Here is a 21,667-nt window from a genome sequence, read left to right as displayed (position 1 = left end):
GGCTAAAATCCGATCGTCTCATCTTCGGCGCCGAGATAGGCCTCGATGACCTTTTCGTTCTCCTGGATTTCCTTCGGCGTTCCCTCGGCGATTTTCACACCGAAGTTCAGGACGACGATGCGGTCGGAAATGTTCATGACGGCGGGCATATCGTGCTCGACCAGCAGGACAGTCACGCCGCGCTTCCGCACGCCGCGCACCATCTCCACCGCGCGCACGGTTTCGTCATGGTTCATGCCGGCGAAGGGCTCGTCGAGCAGAAGCACGGTCGGGTTCGTGGCGAGCCCGATGGCAATCCCGAGCGCGCGCAGATGGCCGTGTGGCAGCGTGCTGGCGATCTCATGCCGTTGCGCGCCGAGACCGAGGAAGTCGATGATCTCGTCGGCCGAGCGGCCGAATTCATCCTCGTCGCGCCGTGCGGTATTCGTGCCGAGATAGAAGCCGGCAAGGCTGGCATTGGAACGCAGGTGATGCGCGATTATGACATTGTCGCGCACCGTCATGCCCTTGAAGATCGTCGTCTCCTGGAACGTGCGCACCACGCCCTTCCGGGCGACGATATGCGGCGCCAGGCCTGAAATCCGCTCTCCCCGGAACAGCACTTCGCCCGAGGTCGGATTGAGGAAAGAGGAAATCAGCTTGAACAGCGTCGACTTGCCGGCGCCGTTGGGGCCGATGACGGAAAGGATCTCGCGTTCGCGGACCGCGAAGGAAACATTGTTGACCGCGACCAGCCCGCCGAAGCGTTTGGTCACTGCCTTGATCTGGAGAAGCTCAGTCATGGTCCTAGCCCTGCTTCTTGCCGAACAGCCTGAGGCTGAGCAGGCCGTTGGGAAGGAACAGCATCAGCGCGATCAGCACCGAAGAGAAGATCAGCAACTGGAACTCGCCGGTCTCAAACAGGAAATCCCAGCCGAAATAGAGCACGAAGGTGCCGATCATCGGCCCGAAGACGTGGCCGAGACCGCCGAGGAAGCAGTTCAGCATGAAGTTCACCGAGTCGGTGACGGTGAAGCTCGACGGATAGATCGATTGCGAGATGGCGACGAACATCGCACCGCCGAGACCGCCGAGGAATGAGGAGATGGCATAAGCGATGACGCGCAGATAGGCGATGTTGACGCCGATCGAGGAGGCCAGTTCCTCGTTCTGCTGCAACGACTGGCAGAGTTTGCCGATGCGCGAATGGACAAGGCGGTAAAGCCCGGCAAAGCACAGCACCATCAGCGCAACCGACACCAGATAGAAGGCGGGACGCGGATTGGCGAGCGTCGCGAAATCCGGAAGGATGGTCAGCCCGAAGATCGAGATGCCGCCGGGGAGCGGAATGCTGACCATGCCCTTGGCTCCGTTGGTGATCGGCAGTGCCAGCGCGAGCAGCCGCGCCACTTCGGTCAAAACCAGCGTGACCATGGCGAAATAGACGCCGCGAAGCCTGAGGATGGGCAGCCCGATCAGCACGCTTGCAGCGGCGCAGAACAGCCCAGCCAGCGGCAGTGTCAGCCAGAACGACACACCATACTGGACGACAAGGATGGCCGAAACATAGCCGCCCATAAGCGCGAAGCAGCCCTGGCCGATATTGATGCGGCCGATGTAGAAAGTCACCCACACCCCGGCGCTGGCGATGCTGAGCAGCGCGACCGAAGTCAGCGTGTAGTAGAGGTCGAGCCGACCGGTCGCCTCGATCAGCCAGGGCACGCCGATGAGTACGACCAGCAGGAAGACAGCGACGCCGAGAATGTTGCGTGTACGCTTCATGTCGATCACCCCCACGGCTTGCCCATGAGCCCGTTCGGGCGGATGCTCAGGAACACCATCAGCGCGGCGAAGATGACGAGATAAGTGACGTCGCCATATTGGCGTAGCACCGTCAGGCCGACCGATTCCATCATGCCGAGGATGAAGCCGCCGGCGATCGCTCCGCTGACCACGCCGGCCCCGCCGATCATCACCATCAAGAACGCCTTGATCGAGATCGGCCCGCCGATGCCCGAATTGACGCCGGTGATGGCGACCAGCAGCCCGCCGACTATGCCGGCAAGCATGGCGCCGAGCGCAAAGCCGATCATCGAATAGCGGTCGACCTCGACGCCCATAAGCTGCGCCGCGACCCGGTCCTGCGCCAGCGCCCGCATGGCGCGTCCCGGCTTGCTGTACTGCATGAAAAGCACGAAGGAGGCGATGAACAGTATGGCGAGTGCGCCGACCAGCAGCCGGTCGTAAGGCATTATGAGGCTGTCGGAGACGAAGACGCCGTTGACGATCTTCGGCACGCCGCGCTGCTTTTCACCGAACAGGAGGAGGATCACGGCGTCGAGGAAAAATGCGACCGCCGCCGCGAGAAGCATCGTACTTTCCTCCCGCACGCTTCGCTTGATCACCGTTCTGAAAAGGAATTTCTCGACCAGCGCTCCAATGACCAGCAGCGTGATCCCGGACGCAACGAGCGCGACGACGAAAGGCATGCCGAGCTGGCCATAGACGGTGTAGGTGATGAAGCCGCCGAGAACGTACATCTGCCCATGGGCAAAGTTAAGCACGTTCATCAGCGCGAAGATCAGGGTCAGACCGAGCGCGATCAAGGCGTATTGCGCGCCAAGATAGAGCCCGTTGGCGATGACTTGTTCCATCAGGATGGTTTCCCGGCCATTCAGAGGCTCAAGACGAATGCACGAGCCTCCGCGGCAATCCGCTTCAGTGCAGTTGCGTCAATCGACTTGAGCGACGAAGAGCGTCTCGAACTTGCCGTCGCGGTATTCCGTGACCACCATCGGCGCCGACTGAGATGAAGCCGTTGGCCAACTCGCCCGCGCCCTCTTCCAGCACCTTGGCATCCTGCGCCGTTTCGGTGGAGATCAGACCTTCGTAGCCGAGCTCGCGCGCGGCGCGGATCAGCAGCGGCGCATTGCCGGGCGCGACACCCGAAAGCACCAGCAGGTCCGGTTTTTGCAACACGATCGGCGTCAGTACCGGCGTGAAATCGCGGGTATCGTTTTGGTAGACATCCGTGGCAGCCACAACCTCAAGCCCGAGCGCCTTTGCCGCGGCAACACCGCCATCCCGCTGGCTCAGCGGATCGGATTCGTTGGCGGCGACAAAGGCAACTTTTCTCACGCCCCTGTTTTCCATGAGATATTTGTAGATCGCCGGAGCTGACTGGTAGTTGGCGATCATGCCGAGCACGGCGTTGGACGCCGGCGGGGTGTAGAGTTCCTTCGGGAATGCGTAGGGAAAATAGATGATGCCCTTGGATTCTGCCACGGGACGCACCGCCGCCGCGCCGTCGTCGACATTCGGACCGACGACATAGTGGATGCCCTCCTGGGCCATCTTCTCCATGCCGGCGATCGCCCGCTTCGGGTCCTTCTGATCGTCGAAGGTGACGATTTTGATGTCATAGGTCTCGTCACCAATCTTCACACCGCCGGTTTCGTTGATCCAGGCGGCGCGCGTCTGCATCGAGCGGACGTTGGATGTGCCCCACGCAGCGGCCGCGCCACTCGTCACGCCGACAAAGCCGATCTTGAGTTCCTTGTTGGCGGCGTGCACCGTGATTGTGCCGCCGGCCATGATTGCCAGCGCAGAGACTGCGCTGAGCGTGGCGTATGTGATTATTGAACGTCTATTGATCATTGTTCTTTCCCCTTTGGAGGCCGCGCATTGTTGCGACAGAACTCGACCGATACGCGGAGTTTTGTGAGTGAGGGCTCAAATCTATTATCTGTCAACAAAACTTTTACAGATTGTTGACAATCTTGTGCGGTCGTAGATGGAGGACGCGGTCCGCATCCGATGCGCTCTGCAATCGATCGACCTGGCCGTGCGCTTCCAGCTCTTTCCGGTACGCGCTTACGACAGTTTAGCGGAATGCTGTTGACGGAAGCCGTCCCGGAAAAGGAGAGCGTCCCATCAACAGTCTGACCAGACACTGGTGCAATGATGGTGAGCGGATTCTGCGCCTGCGCGTAGCCGAGAGCGTCTACGACACACAGGCAATCAACAGGGTCGTGCCGAGGGCTCCACAATGGTATCTCAATTGAAGCTAGGCCAGCCCCGCGCGGCGGGCGCCCTCCCGGATCGCGGCAATTGCGGGAGGATTGGTGACTGGATAGGAGCCGATAAATCCTTCGGCCGAAATGTCTGGAAATTCTCTCGCCAACCGGTTGGCAATTTTTATTGCCTGAGGTGTTTCGCCGAGCATGGCGTGCGCCATGGCCTGGAACAGCAGCGTTGCAGGCGAGTCCGGCGGAGCTTGGCTGAACGCGGTCAGGCACTCCCTGTGGAGACCTACAACGAAGCTCGACCGGCCCAGCATGCTATAGTACCAGGAAACATGTGGATTGAGACGGATCGCGCGGTTCGCCAATTCATATCCTTCCTGCGGGTCGCCTGTCACGAATGCCTTTCCTCCGGCAAGCAAGGCGAGGGTATCGGCATCGTGCGGGGCGGCCGCCAAGGCAAGATCATGTTCTCTTGCTGTCGCATCGAGATCGCCCTGCAAGGCCCGCAGCTCGGCTAGACATATGCGCGCATGGGTATCACCCGCGTCGAGCGCCAAAGCTCGTTCGAGGCACAGTTTCCAGCGCTCCTTTGCGACGGAAGGTTTATTGGTAAACGCATTGATGGCGGCGACGGCATGCGCCAGCCCCAAGACAGTCCAGGCTCTGGCAAGGCCCGGGTCCAGCTCGATGGCACGCGTCAGAAGCCGCACCGCTTCCGCATTCGAAGCGTGCGTGTAAAAATTGTGCTGCTCGACGCCGAGCAGATAGTAGTCATAGGCACGAAGGCTGGCGGGGTGTTTTCGACGGACGACATCACGTCGAAGTTTTGCGAGCTTGCCGCAACAGCTAGCAAGGACATTGACGACGTTTTCGGTGACCATGTCCTGCATCGCAAACAGATCTTCCGCTGATCGATCATAGCGGACCGTCCACAAATCGACTCCAGTGCGCGCGTCGACGAGTTGGACGCAGATCCGCAGCTGCTGCGCTGCCGCCTGCAAGGTCCCCTCAAGTAGATAATCCGCATTCAGTTCCCGCCCGATGGATCGCACGTCATCGCGCCGTCCCTTGTACGAGAGCATGGTCTGGCGGGCGATGACCGCAAGATCGGGGTAGCGAGCCAGATCGACTGCCGACAAGCCATCGGCCAGGCGGTTCCATGGTTCGTCCGCACTCAGATTGTCGAAAGGGAGAACCGCAACGACTGTTGGCCCTGAGCCCTCTACCGAAAGGTCACCGGATGGTGCCTGGCCCGTGTCTTGCTCGTGTTGGTCGGCAAGCAAGCTTGCAAGCGCCACTTTGTTGCGAATATCGAGTTTCCGATAGATGGCCGACAGATGGGTCCGCACGGTAGTCGGCGCTATGAAGAGCGTCTCGCCGATTTCACGATAGGTCATCCCCTGGGCAAATTTTGCAGCGACCACCCGCTCCCGGTCCGACAGACTGGTCAGAGGATTGCTCACGGCGCGAAGCATCGCTTCAGGTCTCCGATCCGCTACGAGTTGTGGTCGACCCCGCACGGCAAAATACTACAGATGCGATCTCGAAAACACTGCATTTGAACGATCCCATCCGACCGCCAGCAATTCTAGGCTTTCCTGTCGATAGGGTTTCGTCAGGTCGCAGACCCCGATCCATTCTGTAACAGGAGGTATCCATGACAAAGTCATCTATCTTTGCCGCAATGCTGGTGCTGCCTTTGTCGGCTGGACCATGCTTGTCCGAAGGCAGGCAATCTGGTGGCAAGCTGATTTCCGAAGATGCCACGAGAGCCGTCAGTGCCGAATTGTATTCCGACGTCCTCATCCGAGCGTGCAGGAACGGATGGCGCTACCCTCGGAGCCAAATCGAGAACGGCTTTAAACGGCATCTTAGGGAGCTGAAATTGCAACTGGTCGATCAGGGTTACACGATCGTGCCTGGTGCGAAAGCGAACAACTCGCTCCGGAGTCTCTCCGCAATGGCATTTGTCGCCAAGCGCCAATCTGTCGCCTCGCGCCAGTTCGGCTGTTCCCGCCAATACTGGCTCGACGAGTGACCGTTCTGGAGCGCGCAACCGGGGCAGCATATCAGGCAAGTATTGTGGTCAATTGGCTTCCTAGTCTGGTCGTTTCGGCTCGGTGGCCCCATTTTTCGAGACGGCGGCGGCGGTGACGGTGGTGCTCATCGGCGAGACTCCTTTATTCCGGAATATACGGGCTTTCCAGGCTTGCTTGCCGGAGAGTGGATACTCGCAGACCGCCACACTGCTATAGCCAATGCTATGGATCGACTGCAGCACCTGGTGCCTGCGTGCGGCGGCCGTGATGATTTTGTCGGGATCGTCGGTCCAGACGAAGGGCTATGACTGCAGCTTGTGGTCGATGACGAAGCGGTTGATGGCGGAAACCCACATGCCCTCAACACGGGACTGGTGATGGCTCGCGCAGCGCCTGCCGTGCTGCCGCCATCGTGCTCTTAGTTCCTGACACGACCCCAGGCCAGAACCGCACTGCACGAGCTTCCAGCGCCGGTTGCCCTGCGGCGGGAGGTTGGGGTGGCACCAAGAGGCGGGGAGGATGATCGCCATTAAGCACCGATTTATGCGGCAAATCTTGGCTCCGGAACTCCCGTTGCACCCAGGCCGGTGATGGCAAAAAGGCTGCCGCGCAAGACACCGTCGCTTGGAAAGCGCGGCAGCGGCGGCTTGGCCATCGAAGTGACGTACAGGGTGTCGAGCTTCGGCCCGCCGAACATGACGCTGGTGATCTTCTTGACGGGCATGTCGATGATGCGATCAACGCTGCCGTCGGGCGCGTAACGCACCAGCCTGCCGTCATAGACCAGCGCGTTCCACAGGAATCCTTCCGCATCCACGGTCGAGCCGTCAGCCGCCCCTCCCCGGCTGGTATCGACGCGGGTGAAGGTGCGCCGGTTGTCGGCGGCACCTGTTTCGATATTATAGTCGTAGGCCCAGATCTCGCCGGTCCAGGTGTCGGCGAAATAGAAGGTGCGGTCGTCCGGGCTCCAGCACGGACCGTTCGAGCAGATGATACCGGAATCTATTCTGGTAACGGAGAAATCCGGATCGAGCCGGTAGAGCCCGCCGGAGGGTCCCTCTTCCATCGTGTCCATTGAGCCGGCGAAGAAGCGGCCGCGCCGATCGACCTTGCCGTCATTGAGCCGGTTCATCGGCCTGTCCGGCTCCGGATCGTGAATCGGCGTCACCTCGCCGGTGGCGAAATCAAGCAGATGGAAACCGCGCTGCAGCGATACCACCGCGCCACCGCCGTCCTTGCGCAATGCCATCGAACCGATCTTCATCGGCACGTCCCAGCAACGGATCTCGCGGCCGTCGGCGGTCGCCCGAAACACACGCCCGTCGAAACTGTCGATCCAGTAGAGGCGCTCCTGTTCAACGTCCCACAGCGGTCCCTCGCCCAGCGTGGTCTTCACGTCCACCACGACTTCGATCTTCATGCCGTCCTCCTCTGTTTCGGCGCTCTGCGGCAAAGGTCAAAACGCGACCTGGTCGCCGCCTTTCAATGACAGGATTTCGCGGGCCTCATCGGGCGTTGCCACTTCCATGCCGAGGCCTTCGATGATCTTGCGGGCAAGCACCACCTGCTCGGCATTTGACTTGGCAAGCTTGCCCTTTCCGGCCCACAGACTGTCTTCAAGCCCGACGCGGATGTTGCCGCCAAGCGCTGCCGATTGCGCGGCGATGCGCAACTGGCTGGCGCCCGCACCCAGCACCGACCAGCGGAACTGCTCGCCGAACAGCCGGTCGGCGGTGCGCTTCATATGGGCGACGTCTTCCGGATGGGTGCCGATGCCGCCGAGAAGGCCGAAAACCGACTGCACGAAGAACGGCGGCTTCACCAGCCCGCGATCGGCGAAATGGGAGAGGTTATAGAGATGGGCGATGTCGTAGCACTCGAACTCGAAGCGCGTGCCGTTGTCGTAGCAGGTCGCCAGTATATATTCGATGTCCTTGAACGAGTTGCGGAAGACCAGATCACGTGTCGCTTCCAGGTGCGGTCTTTCCCAGTCGAACTTGAACGTTTCGTATTTGTCTACGAGGTGATAGAGCCCGAAATTGATCGAGCCCATGTTGAGCGAGGCGACTTCCGGCTTGAACTGGGCGGCGGGGCGCACACGCTCCTCGACCTTCATGTAGGGACTGCCGCCGGTGGTGATGTTGATGGCGGCATTGGTGCCTTGCTTGACGCGCGGCAGGAAACGCGCGAACGCCTCCGGCGTCTGGTCGGGCTTGCCGGTCTCGGGGTCGCGGGCATGCAGATGCAGGATCGCCGCACCAGCCTCCGCCGCCGCGATCGCCTCGCGGGCGATCTGGTCCGGCGTGATCGGCAGATAGGGCGACATGGTCGGCGTGTGGATCGCCCCCGTCACCGCGCAGGTGATGATGACCTTCCCGCTGGGTTGCTGGGCGCCGGGCTTGCGGCTTGTTTGCGTCATCGTCCAAACTCCTGATCCGACTTTTTCTTGTGCGCCGCCAGTGCCATCAGCCGGCGGTCGCGCCAGACCTGCCGTTCGCCGAGTTCTTCTCGCGGCAGCCGCTTGCGGCGCTCGGCCTCGACGGTCTCCATGACCTCGCCGGCCCAGTCGACGCGCCGCAGCATCTGCGGGAAGATGTTGGAATAGATCGTCTGGTAGCGCTCGACATAGTCGCGCACACCACCCGGTGCATTGAGGTCGATCGTCTCGAACGGACCCATGAACGACCAGCGCAGCGCCAGCCCGTCGCGCAGGCCCGTGTCGACGTCCTCGACGCTGGCATAGCCGTCGGCGACGAGCCGGAACGCCTCCTCCAGCAGCGCGCCTTGCAGGCGGTTCATGATGAAGCCGTCGAGCTCGCGCTTCATCACCAGCGGCGCGTGGCCCGCCTCGACAAGAAAGGCGCGGGTCCTTTCCACCGTTTCGGCGGAGGTCCATGGCGCAGGCACGACTTCCGCCGCCGGGATGAGATAGGGCGGATTGATCGGGTGCACGACGAGGCAGCGATGGCGCCCCTCAAGATGATCGGTGAATTTCGACGGCAACAGCGCCGAGGTGGAACTGGCGATCACCGCCTGCGGACCGGCAAGGGCGTCGATCCGGGAGAACACTTCCCGCTTCACCTGGAGGTTTTCCGGCGTGTTCTCCTGGACGTGGACGGCATCGGCCAAGGCGTCGCCAAGCTCCGCCACAATGGTGATGCGGCCAAGCACGGCATCGACCGCCTGTCCCCGCAGCAAATCGTTGGCGGCAAGGTCGCCGAGCACGCCAGCGATATAGTCGCGCGCACCGCTGGCCGCGGCCGGCGCCTGGTCCCACATGCGCACATCATGGCCTGCACGAGCGAAGCTGATCGCCCACGCTCGCCCGATGAAGCCGCTTCCGACAATTGCTACCTTCGCCATGATCTCCCCCTCAGAGTGTCTCAACGTTGCCGTCGACGCCGAGCGACTGGCCGGAAATATTGACGCCCGCATCGGAAAGCAGGAAGGCGACCATCGCGGCAACATCGTATGGGCTGGTCATGCGGCGCAGCGAGATGTTTTGCAGATAGCGCTGCGTCATCTCCTCGTTTGAAACGCCGAGCTGCTTTGCCCGGTCGGCAATGACCTTGTCGATGCGCGGCCCTTCGATGATGCCGGGCAAGATGGCGTTGACCCTGATCCCATGCGGTCCGAGTTCCTTGGCAAGACTCTGGGTCAGGCCGACAACGCCGAACTTGGCAGCCGAATACGGCGTGCGGAACGCGTAGCCATGGCGGCCGGCGGCGGAAGACATTGAGACGATCGAGCCCCCGCCCGCCGCCTTGATCAGCGGCACGGCACGCCGCGCGCACAGGAACTGGCCGGTCAGGCAGATATCTATGCAGCGCCGCCAGTCTGCCGGATCGATCTCATCGACGCCACCGGTCGGCCCGGCAATGCCGGCATTGTTGATCAGGGCGTCGAGCCCGCCGAGCTTCTCCTTGACGGTCTCGAACAGCTGGTCGACATCGTCGTCGCGCGAAACGTCCGCTTTGACTGCGGCGGCGAGTGTGAGCCTCTCTGGAGCGGCGGCCAGCGCCTCGTCGGAAATATCGCAGATCACGACACGCGCGCCGCGCCTCGACAGCGTCTCTGCAATGGCAAAGCCGATGCCGCCGGCACCCGCCGTCACCAGCACGCGCTGGCCTTTGAGCCCGGTCAGGAATTCGTCCGCCGATGCCGGTGCGCTTGAGCTCATTATTCCATTCCTTTCACTGAATCCGCCTTTCGCGCAGCGCCATGACGGCACCGAGCACCACCAGCCCGAACAGGATCGCCCGCGTCGCGTAAGGCAGCGTCGTGCCGGCGAGCAGCATCTGCAACGCGGTCAGGAGCAGCACCCCGCCTAGCATGCCAAGATAATGGCCGCGCCCGCCGGTGATTAGCGCACCGCCGACCACGACGACGGCGATGGAGGGCAGCAGATAGTCGTCACCCATGCCGAGGCTGGCCTGGCCGGAAAAGCCGGTCAGCATGATGCCGACGAGCCCCGCGCAGACCGCCGACAGCACATAGACGAGGATGAGCGTGCGCCCGACCGCGATGCCGGAGAGCTGGGCCGCGCGCAGGCTGTTGCCGATGCCATAAACCCGGCGGCCGAAAGCGGTGCGGCCGAGCAGCAGCACGGCAAAGACGACGAAGGCGATCATGAACAGCACCACCGGCGTCACAACGAATACCTTCCCGGTCATGAACCAGCGCAGCATCGGCGAGGAGAAGCCGGCCGGCGTACCCTGCGAGTAAAGCAGCGCGACGCCTTGCAGAATGCCGTTGGTGGCCAGCGTCATCACGATCGGCGAAATGCCGAGGACGACGATACCGATGCCGTTGGCAAGTCCGATCAGGCAAGCGGTGAGCAGCACCGCCGGCAGCGCATAGGCAAGTGCACCATCCGAGCCGTTGACCATGCCGGCAAGCAGGATGCCCGAGAGTCCGATCGTCCACGGCACCGACAGGTCGAGCCCGCCGGTGAGGATTACGCTGCCTTGCCCAAGCGCCAGGACGGCGAGGAAGCTCGACAGCACGAACAGCGAGTTCCAGTATGTGACGTTGAGGATGGCGCGTCCGAGCCAGATCTGGGTGACGATCACGACGACGGCCAGGCAGACATAGGCCGGCAGCGCATAACGCAGCGTCTCGGCATTGCGGATATGGAAGGCCGGCAGCGGCGCCTGCTGGTCGTCGGTGCTGCCACGCGCGATCCTCAGCCGCCGGTCGGTGCGATCGATCTGCGAGGGCAGCATTCCGGCGCGCCATGCGCCCAACCGCGCCCGTAGCGCACGCAGTTGGCGGGCGAGCACGGAGCCATGCGACAGCGAGCCGGCAAGCACGGCAAGGATCAGGATCGTGCCCTCGGCGATCGTCGAATAATAGGCCGAGACGTTGAGTACGAGCAGGATGTTGACGACCATCATCAGTATGTAGGCGCCGAAGACGGTGCCAACCGGCCCGCCTTGACCGCCGCCCAGCCTTGTACCGCCGACAACAACCGCCGCAAACATCGACAGCAACAACGGGTTGCCGACGAGCGGATCGCCGCTGCCGGTCTGGGCGCTAATGAAGACGCCGGCGAGCCCGTAGCAGCCGCCGGCTATGACATAGACCAGGAAGCGCACGAGAACGACGCGCACGCCGACCGAAGCGGCCGCATCCGGATCGCTGCCGACGGCATAAAGCGCCGTCCCGAAGCGTGTGCCTTTGAGCCAGAACCAGCCGAGCAGGACGATGCCAATAACCACCAGCGGCATCGGTATCCAGCCGGCGATGGCGTCACCGAGATAGAAGGCGCCAAGATCGGGAGAGACGAAGCCGCCCGGCTTGTCCATGACCAGCAGCGTTACCCCCTGCAGGATGAACATGGTCGACAGCGTGACGACGATTGGCTGCATGCGCAGGACGGCGATGAAGAAGCCGTTGAAGGCGCCGATCAGCATGCCGACACCAATTCCGGCCAAGGTCCACAGCGCGACACTGGTGCCGGTCGCCATCGGATCCATGCCTTTTGCCAGGACGACATTGACCAGCGAGATCACCGCGCCGGCGGACAGGTCGAAACCGCCGGACAGGATGACCACGGTCTGGCCGATCGCCGCCAGTGCCGAGGTGGCGCCGCCGCTGGAGAGAAACGAAATGTCGAAATAGGTGAGCCGCCCGGCACTGACCAGATCGACGATAAGCAGGAGCACCGCAAAGACGATCGCCGCTATGATCGCGCCGCTGTGCCGCGCGAGAAGCCGCGTCAAAGTCGCGGCCGGTGCCGCGGCGGGCAAACTCGTCACGCTCATTCCGCCGCCTCCCGGACCAAGTCGCCGTGGCCCAGCGCTGGTCGCATGATCGCGCCTTCCGTGATGTGGTTGCCGGCAAGCTCCGCCACCAGGCGACCGTCATAGAGGACGAGCACTCGGTCGCATTGATGGACCAGCTCGGGAATTTCGGTTGAATGCAGAAGGATCGAGCCGCCGGCCGCCACATAGTCGCGCATCATCACATAGAGCTCGTGCTTGGTGCCGACGTCGATGCCGCGGGTTGGGTCGAAGAGCAGCAGAATGCGGCTCTCGGCGACCAGCCATTTGGCGATGGCGATCTTCTGCTGGTTACCGCCCGAAAACGCCCCCGCCCTCGTCCACATGGCGCGGTGGTCGACCTCGACCGTCGAGAAGGCGGACTGTACGGCCCGCGCCTCCTCGTGCCTGCTGATCAGGCCAAATCGGGTAAAACGCGCGACGACCGGCAGCGATACGTTCTGCCGGCCCGAGAGTTTCAGGAACAGGCCTTCGGTCTTGCGGTCCTCGGGTACCAGCCCGATCGCCATGTTGGGCTTGAGCGCATCGGCGGGCGATCCAAGCCAAACCATGCGGCCGTCGACCAGGACATGGCCGCGCTCGATCTCGGCCATGCCGAAGCAGGCGAGGAACAGGTCGAGCTGGCCCATGCCCTGAAGCCCGGCAATGCCGAGGATCTCGCCCTTGCGCAGGTCGAAACCGACGCCGTCGAGCTTCCTCCCGGCCTTGAGATCGCGCACGCCGAGCACCGGAGGACCGAAGACGGCCTCGCTTTCGGGTTTCGGCGGAAAGGTCTGGGCGATGCTGCGACCGATGATCTTCTCGATCACTTCTCCATCCGGGACGTCGGCAACCGGCGCCGTCACGATATGACGGCCGTTTCTGAGAATGGTCAGCATATCGCAGAAGGCCCGCACCTCGCGCATGCGATGGGTGATGAACACGACCGTTGTGCCGGCGGCCTTAAGTCGCGCGATGATGCCGCCCAGCCATTTGACATCGCCGCCCGACAGCGTCGAGGTCGGTTCGTCGAGCAGGAGGATGCGCGGCTTGCGATAGAGCGCGCGCGCGATCTCGATCTTCTGGCGGACGGCGAGATCGAGGGTCGCGACCTCGGCATCAAGATCGACCGAAAAGCCGAGATCTGAAATGTGCTGGCGCACCGCCTTGCGCGCGGCCGACCGCTTGATCAGGCCGATCGGGCCGACAGGCGCGTAGGGCAGCAGCATGTTGTCGAGAACGCTGAGATCGCGCACCAGCGTCATTTCCTGGAAGGCTGTCTGCACGCCTTTGGCGTGCGCGGCGCGCGGCGAACCGAGTGGCGCCGGTTCACCAAGAACGGTGATTTGCCCTTCGTCGGGCCGCACCAGTCCCGACAGCAGCTTGACGAGCGTGGACTTGCCCGCACCGTTCTCGCCAAGCAAGGCATGCGCGCTGCCCGAAGCGATCTCGAAGGAAACGTCATCGAGGGCGACTGTTGCGCCAAACGCCTTGCGGACGCCCTCTATGCCGACAGCTGTCGAATGCGCTGACATCATGATCCCAGTCCCGGCCTGCATGAAAGGTGCGTCGAGCGCCTCGCAAGCACCCCACACCCACTTCGGGAGGGCCTACTCCTCGGGCTGGCCTACAAGGGCGGCCGCGAGACCGATTTCCGGTGTCTGATCGGAGAAGATCGAGGCGAACCAGCCTGGGTTCGAGACCAGCGACGGTTTGAACGCGTTGCAACCAGCCTTCATCTCCGCCCAGGTGCCTTCGTCACAAAGCTTTATCGTCTCGTTGGTGACGACCGGCAGTGGCAGGATCGTCTTCTTGGCAACCTCCTTGCCGTCAAGCGCCTCGACCGCAAGCTTGAGGGCCAGCGCACCGGAATAAGGCGGCGACGCGTAGGAAATGCGCGGCGCGCCGAGCGGCGCATAGGGAGAGGTCGCGCCCTCGACCTCCGTGCCCTCCGGCAGCATCTGGATACGCCCGCCATTGGAACCCTCGCCGGCGCAAGGCAGGAGTTCGCTGACCTTTTTGCCGGCCTCGAGCTGCATGGAATTGGCGGTGAAGCAGCCGACCTGCATCCACAGCCCGTTGATGTCGTCCCAACTGCGCGTCGCCAATATCTTGGAAAGTTCGGTACGGGCCACCGCCTGGCTCCACATGCCGACAGCCTCGCCGACGATCTTGATGTCGGGATGCTTGGCAAACACCTCCTTCGCCGCCTTGGTGCGCAGATCATCGACCGAGGTGCCGGGAACGCCGGTCACCGCGATGATGTTGCCCTTGCCATTGAGCTTCTTGACCAGCCACTCCGCCGTTACGCGGCCAGCCTCTTCCTGGTCGATATGGACGTTGTAGGCGCAGGGCTCCGTGATCTCGGCATCGTAGGCAAACACCTTCACGCCCTTGTCGCAGGCGTTCTTCACCACCTGGTTGAGCGCGGTCGGCGAGATCGGGAAGATCACGATGGCTTCGGCACCTGTCTGCACCATCGCATTGATCTGCTGGATCTGGCGCTGTGCGTTCGGCCCCGCAACCTGGACCTGGAGGTCCACCTTGTCGGCCATGCTCTTGTGCGACGCCATCGCCTTGACCATGTTGGCGGCCTCGGCCTGCCAATCATTGCCGATGAAGCTCATGCTGAGAAATATCTTGTGCTTTCCGGCCGCTTCGGCGGCGGACGTACCAAGAACGCAAACAGCCATGCCGGCAAGCAGCGCAAGCCGCCGGGCTTTCGATCCGATACCCATTCAAAACTCCTCCCAGTTCAGACGACCAAATGCCTCCCAAGGGCGCGAAACGTGCTCCTTGTCATTCGATGCAGCTGACCGTATCATGATTTGATCAAAGATCAATGATGAAAAGCTAATAAGTAAAACCCGGATAGGCCGGCGCTTGACGCGGCAATCCGAACCTTGCATTCCGGGCACAGGCGCCGGGTAGGACAAGAGCGTCGCCGTATGTCGCCGTATGGGGAAAGGTAGGCAGAGATGGCTGGGGCGGCATTCAGGAAGCCGGGCGTCGAGATCACGCCGCTTTCCAGGGAAACCCTGCAGGACAGGGTTTACCGGCACGTCACCGAGTTGATCCTCGACGGCAGTATCGTTCCAGGTGAAATGGTGACGGTGCAGAGCCTTGCCGACGCTTTCGGCGTCAGCCCGATGCCGGTTCGCGAGGCACTGCGGCGTCTGAGCGCCGCCAACGCATTGATGGTGGTTTCGGGCCGGTCAATCGGTATCCCGGCATTAAGCCGCGCGCGACTCATCGATCTCAGGAACGTCAGGTTTGAGATCGAGGCGATCGCCGCCGCATGGGCGGCCGAGCGAATGGACGATGCCAGCGTGGCGCTGCTGCGCCAGCATCTGGACGCACTCGAACAGGCCAATGCCGCCGGCGACGTCAAATCCTACCTCAGGGCCAACTACGCCTTCCATTTCTCCATCTATCGAGCCGCAGGCTCGGAAAACATGCTCAACATCATCGAGAACCTGTGGCTGCAGATCAGTCCCTATTTCAACATGCTGCACGATTCCGGAAACTATTCGACCGCGAACCAGCACCATCAGCAGATGTTTGCAGCGCTGCGAGACCGCAACGCGGAGGCGGTCCGGGCTGCGGTTCGCGCTGACATCGACGCGGCTTTCACTGTCCTGATCAAACTGCTGAAATAGGGTGAGGTCGCCAAGCCCGACATAGCAGGACGGTGATGCTCACCACCAACCGAACCGCCGAGCATCAGCGGGCATTTCCGGCGCCCTGCTGCGGTGATTCATCCAGAGGGGACGATCCAGCGCTCACAGGGCGGAGTTGGTCAGGGGTAGCGCTTGCCAGAGCCTACAAGCTCATCCTTTAATGCTGGCGTTGCGGTGTGACCGTCGGCACGGGTGAAGGCATGCCCGATTGATGGCGGCGGCTTGTCAACGAGAAGGGGAGACGGCAGTGTTCTGACGTTATCAATGAGCCGCGTTTCGCCGAGCCAGGCCGCTGCAAACAGGCGTGCCGGCCGATCCAGGCTTGCTATCGGTTGCAGATCTGCCTCGCCACGGAGTTCCAGGTACTCGACCTCGCGATAGCCTGCGGACAGGATCGCTGCGCGCGCTTCGGCAAGCGTTGGCAGGACGGGAGAGCCGTTCGAGAGCCCCGACGCCGTATCGAGTAGGACCGATGCTAGCCTTGGGGCGACGGCGCGCTCTGCCGGCGAGAGCCGGACATTGCGCGATGACAAAGCGAGACCATCGGCTTCCCGGACTGTCGGACAGGGGACGACGGTGATCGGAATATCCAGGTCCCGGACCATGCGCCTGATAAGTTGAAGCTGCTGGAAATCCTTCTCTCCGAAAAAGGCGAAATCAGCGCCGGTCTGCAGGAAGAGTTTTGCAACGACGGTCGCCACCCCATCGAAATGGCCGGGCCGGAACGCACCGCACAGGCTTTCACTGACGCCGGACACGGACACGGTCGTGGCGAAGCCGTCAGGATACATCTCAGTCGCATCCGGAACATAAAGCAGGTGGGCGCCCAGCAGCGTAAGCTTTGCAGCGTCTTCATTTTCCATGCGGGGATAGGCGGCAAGATCCGCCGCACTGTTGAACTGCTTGGGATTGACGAACAGCGTCACGATCACGCGATCGGCCTTTTGAAGCGCAGAACGCACGAGACTCGAATGCCCTTCGTGCAAGGCTCCCATCGTAGGCACCACGGCGATATTGGCACCAGAACGGCGCCATCCCGCCACAACGGTACGAAGCTCGGCAATGGTGCGGACGATCGGCACGCTCACGCGGTTTCTCCGGCCTGCGGCGCGTCGGCGAAGAGATGTTCGGCCGCCGGAAAGCGCCCTCCCCGCACATCAGCCGCGTAAGCCGCAATGGCAGCTTCGGCCTCTGAGCCCAGTTCGGCATAGCGCTTGACGAATTTCGGACGAAAACCGGTGAACATGCCCAGAATATCGTCGACGACCAGAACCTGGCCGTCGCAGGCGGCGGAGGCGCCGATCCCGATGGTTGGAATCGTAACCTCCTCGGTTATTCTTCGTGCGAGCGGCTCGGCCACTTTTTCCAGCACAACGGAGAATGAGCCGGATTCGGCAACAGCAACAGCGTCCCGCAAAATCCTGTCGCCGTCTCTGCCCCTGCCCTGGACCTTGTAGCCGCCAAGCACATTGATCGCTTGCGGTGTCAGCCCGACATGGCTCATGACGGGGATGCCGCGGGCAACGAGAAAGCGGATCGTGTCAGCCATGCTCTCGCCGCCCTCCAGCTTGACCGCGGCGCATCCGGTCTCCGCCATCAGCCGGGCGGCGTTGCGAAAGGCCTGTTCGCAGCCCTCCTCATAGGAGCCGAACGGCATGTCGACGACCATCAGCGCTCGTTTAAGACCGCGGCGCACGGCCTTGCCGTGCATGATCATCATCTCCAGCGTAACCCCGAGGGTTGACGTCAGGCCGTGAAGCACCATGCCGACGCTGTCGCCGACCAGGACCACGTCGCAATGCCTATCGGCGAGGCGCGCAACGGGCGTTGTATACGCTGTTAAGCAGACAATCGGCTTCTTGTGCTTTCGGGCCGCAATGTCCGACGGCGTCAGCGCCTTTGTCTCAACCGCCACACTCATGGGCACATTCCCTCGGGTCAAGTTCCAGCGGTGACGGTTTTGCATAGTTCTGTGCAGGTGCGAAGGCCAAAACCGCACTGCATCAGAAAAGTTTGTGCGTCGCGAAGCAGGCTCTCGGCAAAGCAAATACAGAGGGCCAGCGTTCCTCTGCTTCGGTGCGCCACAACCGTGTTGCTGATCGGCTGAGCAATCGGGCTCCGGTCGTTTTCAACTCGAACCGTTTAACTGCCGCACGGCGGTTCACGCCAGAAGCGACCTTGGTTGCAAGCCTATCCGAAATGCGTTGTGACGGAAGCATGCGCCCGCACTCCAGACACTACCATTTGAATCAATATCGCTGGTTCGAATCGGTTCCGAAACAAGGTGCACGCTGGCGGCGTTGGCATTTTCCGCATATTAGCAATCCCTTGACTATCGTCAAAGCCGCTCCAGAATCATGGGCATGGCTTGGGAAATTGCGGACATCAATATCGGCGATGAGGTGGCGATCACCGTGACGGTGCTGAAGCTCCTGGACGACGGAAGAGCTAGCGTCAGCATCCCCTCCTATGGTTTTCCGCATTCGATCCCTGCTCCTAAAAAGGCCAAACCAGGTGACGAGCTCCAGCTCACTGGCGAGGTCACGCGGGTCGACGAGGAAAATCGAAGGGTGACCGTGAAAGCTGGCGGGCTAATCACCGTGGATGCCGATACGATCACCGACTGGACGCCTGTCCGCCGCAAAAAGATGTCGCTCACAGATGAGGCGGATTAGCGAACGCAGATCAAACCATCGATGCCGAAGACAAGTCCGCTAGGTCTGGCCGCCCTTGCTCTGGTGCGCGTGGCATCGAGGAGACCTGCCGGCCGGCGTGCTGCCGATCGAGGAGGCTGTCTTCCTGCTCTTATGGCCAAGAGCCCATGCATGAGGATGAGGCGCTTGCCACGGCTATCATTGAAACAGTTGAACGGCTAACTGCTTGCGGGACCCCAGGTGGCGCACTGTACGAAAATTACCAACTTCGTTAGCCGGGAACAAGCACTCTACATCAAACGTTTTTTTGCGCGAGACTGAACTCTCCTCCGTTCTCCAGTCTGGCTGTAAAGGCCCGCTGCTCTGCACGGGCAGCGGGCTCTGAGGGTTCGCACATGCCGCAGCGCCAGCGTACCAATCGCACCTGCCTTAGTCCTCATGATTTGGCTATTTGCCAGCGCGTTTTCGATCGGATTTGCGCAGACGAAGACCTCGACCCTTTAAGCCAACAGGGCAAAATCCTGGCGGAAACGGTAGTGGCGACTTTTCGAAATGCTCACACGGACGAGCGCGAACTGCTAAAGGCAGTCAGGTCTCATCGAGGAAATTGAGCAGCAAAATTTCACCCGACCGACAAGGTCGGGCTTGACCCATTCGGCCTTGTCCCCCGAGCAGGCCCGGGAGCTAACGAGGCCCTAACTGCCAACAAGATAGGCGTCACCGGTTGCGGCGTCGCTGTGCTGACGGTCGTTTTGCGCCCTCATCATTCCGCTCTTGCATAGCAGTCCCAGTCTTCAGCCGCTGTTCCCGTAGTCTGGCCGTTTTTGCCTCCCGTGCCGTACGCTCAGTGCGATCATTGCTTTCCTGATGAGCAGCCATGCTTCACCTACGTTTTTTGCTGGTGCCCAACCTTCGTCAAAACCCGCTGTTCCACTCCGGATCCTACCTCAGGGCTAACTACGCCTTTCATTTCTCATCTATCGAGCCGCTGGCTCGGAAAACATGCTCAACATCATCGAGAACCTGTGGCTGCAGATCAGCTCCTATTTCAACATGCTGCACGATTCTGGAAACTATTCGACCGCCAACCAGCACCATCAGCAGATGTTTGCAGCGCTGCGAGACCGCAATACGGAAGCGGTCCGCGCGCGGTTCGCGCCGACATCGACGCGGCTTTCACAGTGCTGATCAAACTGCTGAAGTAACATTCAGGTCGCCATAAGCGACATGCCGCCTCCATTGCTGATCAGACTTCCAGTTCTTTTTCCGCCCACTCCGCGAATTTTTCCAACTTGACGAGCAAGCTCTCGGCTTCGGGTAGTGATTTTGCCCTGATTCCGTATTGAGCTTCGTCCTTCTCATCGAGGATGCTCCGCAACCTGCTGGCCTGCGCTGCAGGAAGGCGATTTCCAAGCGCATCGCGCATGGTTTTCACCACGGCCGCATGATCCGCGCGGTTGATCTTTCCTGCAAATCGGGCAGTGAGCGCATCGGCGTATGCTATTGCCGCATTTACGATCTGCGACATAGCCGGATTTCCGATGTCACCCGTTTCAGACATTGCCACCTCCAAACGGGCAGCCTTCAAATATGAGCGGGCGATGCGCAGTCGCCCCTCGCCAAAGCCTGTCTCGACTGCTTTCGTCGCACCTCTTCTGATCATGCCAACGCCTTCTGGCGAGTTTTTGTTGCGAGTTCGTCCGGGCGTGGACCCAAGACGAGCAGGGCATTAGCTTCAACCCCGCCCCACCACGGGTCTCGCGTGCTCGACAGCCTTGCCACATCCTGCGGAGTGAGTCCCACGACCGAGGGATTGAAGCCAAGCTTTTGACCTTGGGTCACCAGTGCCTCACGGATTTCTTGGAGCGCGCTTTCTAGCTTTTCGGATGGCGTAACCACTGCGATGTCGAGATCGCTGTCTGGACGGTCCTCGCCCCTCGCCACGCTGCCGTAAATCCAGGCTGCGAGTACGTTCGGCCGAACTGCGGAAACCGCCTCAGTGACTACAGCGCGAATGTTGGAATACCGAAGCGCCTCCTGCTCAAAGAGGGCTTCCAGTGATGTCGCCAGTGGATGGCGATCATTCAACCGATAAAGACGAGCCCTGCCCGTTCCCTCTGAAGATACGATGCCAATCCCCTCCAAGGTTGCGAGAGCAGACCATACGCTTGCCCTCGCAAGCCCACTACGAGCCGCAAGCAATGGCGAAGAAAGCAAGCCGCCGTGCCGGGATAATTCCCGGAGCAATCTTACGCTTGCGTCGGTGCCGAGCATAATGGTGAGTGGATAGCGCAAAGCGCTTTGAGCGGTCGAGCGTGCCATCGCGTAAGTTCCTTCTGCTCTCGCAGCCATAGCACATCGATTGCCGGATATCAAATCTGATGTTTCGTTTTCTAAACAAATGTCCTGTTATCTGAGTCTTGGCGGTTGCTGCGCCACTGTCACGAATATATCCGGGCGATGTTGATCGTCTCGAGCGACGGCGAAAGCCGGGCTTGATCCCTACGCAAGAATATCGCGCATCTAAGATGCGCGAAATTCCCAGACATCTGACCGCAGGCCTGAATTATCGCGCATCTGTAATGCGCGATAATTCTGTGCCGCGCCTCGCAAGCGCACCCCATCTGCGCGCTGAACCAGCGGAGCGGGTTCAGCTCGTCCAGGGTGTGTTTGTCGATTCGCAGCGGCCGACCTTGCACATACGGTAGTTGCCCGCAGCGAGTGTGAGCTTTGCCAAAGCAGGCCTTGCTAAACTTCTGCTAGTCCATTTCAGGGGAATGGAGGCCGTGCCTATTGCCCTGTCGACGTTGCGACACGGCAGCGATTGGGGCACATTCCAAGCCATGTGCAATCTCTACAACATCACGACCAGCCAGGAGGCCATCCGCCAGTGGACCCGCGCCTTGCGCGACATCCTCGGCAATCTCGAACCCGCCATCGATATCTATCCCAACCAGCCAGGCCCGGTGGTGCGCAATGCGCTGGACGGCGAACGCGAACTGGCCAATCTGCTGTGGGGCATGCCGA

General features: G+C 61.4%; 20 protein-coding genes and 1 pseudogene. 5 read left to right on the top strand and 16 right to left on the bottom strand.

Going from position 1 to position 21,667, the window contains the following annotated elements:
* Positions 1-2: 2 nt before the first annotated feature.
* From NKH16_RS25070 to NKH16_RS25050, 5 genes are all read right to left on the bottom strand, one after another.
* Positions 3-782 carry an ABC transporter ATP-binding protein gene (locus tag NKH16_RS25070; protein WP_352474568.1) on the bottom strand — a complete coding sequence of 260 codons (780 nt, stop codon included), beginning with the start codon at positions 780-782 and terminating at the stop codon, positions 3-5.
* Positions 783-786: 4 nt separating this feature from the next.
* A complete protein-coding gene (locus tag NKH16_RS25065) occupies positions 787-1,761 on the bottom strand; it encodes a branched-chain amino acid ABC transporter permease (RefSeq protein WP_352902406.1) in 975 nt (324 codons plus the stop codon).
* Positions 1,762-1,766: 5 nt separating this feature from the next.
* Positions 1,767-2,633, bottom strand: a complete 867-nt coding sequence (locus NKH16_RS25060; RefSeq protein ID WP_352452194.1) for a branched-chain amino acid ABC transporter permease — start codon at positions 2,631-2,633, stop codon at positions 1,767-1,769.
* Between the two features lie 64 nt (positions 2,634-2,697).
* Positions 2,698-3,636, bottom strand: a complete 939-nt coding sequence (locus NKH16_RS25055) for an ABC transporter substrate-binding protein (RefSeq protein WP_352902404.1) — start codon at positions 3,634-3,636, stop codon at positions 2,698-2,700.
* Positions 3,637-4,045: 409 nt separating this feature from the next.
* On the bottom strand, positions 4,046-5,479 hold the full coding sequence (locus NKH16_RS25050) for a LuxR C-terminal-related transcriptional regulator (RefSeq protein ID WP_352902402.1): 1,434 nt from the start codon (positions 5,477-5,479) through the stop codon (positions 4,046-4,048).
* A 410-nt stretch (positions 5,480-5,889) separates the two neighbouring features.
* On the opposite strand from NKH16_RS25050, the gene NKH16_RS25045 reads away from it, so the two are divergent.
* Positions 5,890-6,042, top strand: a complete 153-nt coding sequence (locus NKH16_RS25045; RefSeq protein ID WP_352837609.1) for a hypothetical protein — start codon at positions 5,890-5,892, stop codon at positions 6,040-6,042.
* Positions 6,043-6,584: 542 nt separating this feature from the next.
* Here the strand turns inward: NKH16_RS25045 and NKH16_RS25035 are convergent.
* From NKH16_RS25035 to NKH16_RS25005, 7 genes are all read right to left on the bottom strand, one after another.
* Positions 6,585-7,463 carry an SMP-30/gluconolactonase/LRE family protein gene (locus tag NKH16_RS25035; protein ID WP_352452190.1) on the bottom strand — a complete coding sequence of 293 codons (879 nt, stop codon included), beginning with the start codon at positions 7,461-7,463 and terminating at the stop codon, positions 6,585-6,587.
* A gap of 36 nt (positions 7,464-7,499) precedes the next feature.
* On the bottom strand, positions 7,500-8,462 hold the full coding sequence (gene kce, locus NKH16_RS25030) for a 3,5-dioxohexanoate:acetyl-CoA acetone transferase (protein ID WP_352452189.1): 963 nt from the start codon (positions 8,460-8,462) through the stop codon (positions 7,500-7,502).
* Positions 8,459-9,406 carry a 3-hydroxyacyl-CoA dehydrogenase gene (locus tag NKH16_RS25025; protein ID WP_352452188.1) on the bottom strand — a complete coding sequence of 316 codons (948 nt, stop codon included), beginning with the start codon at positions 9,404-9,406 and terminating at the stop codon, positions 8,459-8,461. Before NKH16_RS25025 ends, kce begins: the two co-directional genes overlap by 4 nt.
* 10 nt (positions 9,407-9,416) lie before the next feature.
* Complete coding sequence (locus NKH16_RS25020) at positions 9,417-10,223, bottom strand: SDR family oxidoreductase (protein ID WP_352452187.1); 807 nt, start codon at positions 10,221-10,223, stop codon at positions 9,417-9,419.
* Positions 10,224-10,236: 13 nt separating this feature from the next.
* Positions 10,237-12,309, bottom strand: coding sequence for an ABC transporter permease (locus NKH16_RS25015; RefSeq protein ID WP_352902397.1), 2,073 nt, complete (start codon positions 12,307-12,309; stop codon positions 10,237-10,239).
* A complete protein-coding gene (locus tag NKH16_RS25010; RefSeq protein WP_502904511.1) occupies positions 12,306-13,844 on the bottom strand; it encodes a sugar ABC transporter ATP-binding protein in 1,539 nt (512 codons plus the stop codon). Before NKH16_RS25010 ends, NKH16_RS25015 begins: the two co-directional genes overlap by 4 nt.
* 72 nt (positions 13,845-13,916) lie before the next feature.
* Entirely contained in the window at positions 13,917-15,044 is a 1,128-nt protein-coding gene (locus NKH16_RS25005; protein WP_352452185.1) for a sugar ABC transporter substrate-binding protein, read from the bottom strand.
* Positions 15,045-15,284: 240 nt separating this feature from the next.
* Between NKH16_RS25005 and NKH16_RS25000 the strand changes: the two genes are divergently transcribed.
* Positions 15,285-15,965, top strand: a complete 681-nt coding sequence (locus NKH16_RS25000) for a GntR family transcriptional regulator (protein ID WP_352452184.1) — start codon at positions 15,285-15,287, stop codon at positions 15,963-15,965.
* A gap of 140 nt (positions 15,966-16,105) precedes the next feature.
* Here the strand turns inward: NKH16_RS25000 and panC are convergent, their stop codons facing one another.
* Both panC and panB read right to left on the bottom strand, forming a co-directional pair.
* On the bottom strand, positions 16,106-17,074 hold the full coding sequence (panC, locus tag NKH16_RS24995) for a pantoate--beta-alanine ligase (protein WP_352452183.1): 969 nt from the start codon (positions 17,072-17,074) through the stop codon (positions 16,106-16,108).
* A complete protein-coding gene (panB, locus tag NKH16_RS24990; protein WP_352902394.1) occupies positions 17,071-17,907 on the bottom strand; it encodes a 3-methyl-2-oxobutanoate hydroxymethyltransferase in 837 nt (278 codons plus the stop codon). Before panB ends, panC begins: the two co-directional genes overlap by 4 nt.
* 442 nt (positions 17,908-18,349) lie before the next feature.
* Between panB and NKH16_RS24985 the strand changes: the two genes are divergently transcribed.
* Positions 18,350-18,661: a hypothetical protein gene (locus NKH16_RS24985; protein WP_352452181.1), complete on the top strand. Its 312-nt coding sequence runs from the start codon at positions 18,350-18,352 to the stop codon at positions 18,659-18,661.
* A gap of 981 nt (positions 18,662-19,642) precedes the next feature.
* A complete protein-coding gene (locus NKH16_RS24980; protein ID WP_352745290.1) occupies positions 19,643-19,828 on the top strand; it encodes an FCD domain-containing protein in 186 nt (61 codons plus the stop codon).
* Positions 19,829-19,886: 58 nt separating this feature from the next.
* On the opposite strand, the gene NKH16_RS24975 is transcribed toward NKH16_RS24980, so the two are convergent.
* The gene (locus NKH16_RS24975; protein WP_352745288.1) at positions 19,887-20,303 is read right to left on the bottom strand and encodes a hypothetical protein; all 417 of its coding nucleotides are present in this window, start codon (positions 20,301-20,303) and stop codon (positions 19,887-19,889) included.
* Positions 20,300-20,962, bottom strand: coding sequence for a nucleotidyltransferase domain-containing protein (locus NKH16_RS24970; RefSeq protein ID WP_352745286.1), 663 nt, complete (start codon positions 20,960-20,962; stop codon positions 20,300-20,302). The genes NKH16_RS24975 and NKH16_RS24970 overlap by 4 nt, the downstream gene beginning before the upstream one ends.
* Positions 20,963-21,483: 521 nt before the next feature.
* Between NKH16_RS24970 and NKH16_RS24965 the strand changes: the two are divergent.
* A pseudogene (locus NKH16_RS24965) lies at positions 21,484-21,667 on the top strand (SOS response-associated peptidase); the annotation flags it as partial.

Source organism: Mesorhizobium sp. M1307 (assembly GCF_040318155.1).
Lineage (GTDB): Bacteria > Pseudomonadota > Alphaproteobacteria > Rhizobiales > Rhizobiaceae > Mesorhizobium.
This window is presented reverse-complemented; position numbering and strand designations above follow the sequence as displayed.